This is a genomic window from Xanthomonas axonopodis (genome assembly GCF_001304695.1).
Classification (GTDB): domain Bacteria; phylum Pseudomonadota; class Gammaproteobacteria; order Xanthomonadales; family Xanthomonadaceae; genus Xanthomonas; species Xanthomonas axonopodis.
In genome coordinates this window covers 1-897 of record NZ_JFAQ01000307.1, presented here as the reverse complement: position 1 = coordinate 897, position 897 = coordinate 1, and the positions used below count along the sequence as shown (strand labels likewise).

The following is an 897-nucleotide window of genomic DNA, read 5'->3' as shown; positions in this document are numbered from 1 at the left end:
GGCGCGGTTCCATCGCCCGGTAAGCGCATCGCGCAGTGCATCCAGTTCCACCAGCCGCGCGGCCTGTTGCAGTTCGATGGTGCTGACGACTTGCTTGGCCAATGCTTGCAGCGCGTCGCGCTCGGCCAGCGACAGGCGCCGCGGGACGCGATCCAGCACGCACAGGGTGCCCAGTGCGATGCCGTCCGGGGTCAACAACGGCGCGCCTGCATAGAAGCGGATCTGCGGCTCGCCTGTCACCAGCGCGTTGCCCACAAACCGCTCGTCCAGGTGGGTGTCGCCGACTTCCATCACCTGGTCGGGTTCGAGAATGGCGTGCGCGCAAAACGACAGCTCACGCGGCGTCTCGCTCTGCTGCATGCCGATCCTGGATTTGAACCACTGCCGATGGGTATCGACCAGCGAAATCAGCGCCATCGGCATCCGGCAGACTGCGGCTGCGATCGACGTGAACGCGTCGTAGCTCGGCTCCGGTGCGGTGTCCAGCAGGCGGTAAGCATGCAGTGCCTCCACGCGCTCATCTTCGTTGGCCGGCAGGCGCGCCCCGATCGTGGCGTTGACGCCGCCTGGCAGCAACGTAGCGTGGGTCAGGTTCAACGCGGGTGCGTCGGGTATCTGCATGCAAAGCACCACCGGAACAAGGCGCCGTCAAGGCGATGAGGGGGTAACGCGACAAGGCACTGGCCGATGCGATCGCTACCGTGGCATGGCACTGCTTCCCAGGCCAGCGGCATACCGGCAAGCGCCTGCCGCGATCTTGCCACACGAGCAGCGTGGCTGGCTGGCGCTCGATTTCAAGTCCGGCAAACCCAGCGGTCCCAGCTGCGCGAGACGATGTAACACGCCGTCGACGATGCAGCATGGAAGTTCACCGCATCAGCCTTGCCGCGGCAAGGC

General features: G+C 65.8%; 1 protein-coding gene. It reads right to left on the bottom strand.

Translation table 11 applies throughout. From position 1 onward, the window contains the following. Positions 1–621, bottom strand: a 621-nt coding sequence (locus XAXN_RS19965; protein ID WP_134984946.1) for a GAF domain-containing protein, incomplete at its 3' end; no start/stop codon positions are given. Between the last annotated feature and the right edge of the window lie 276 nt (positions 622–897).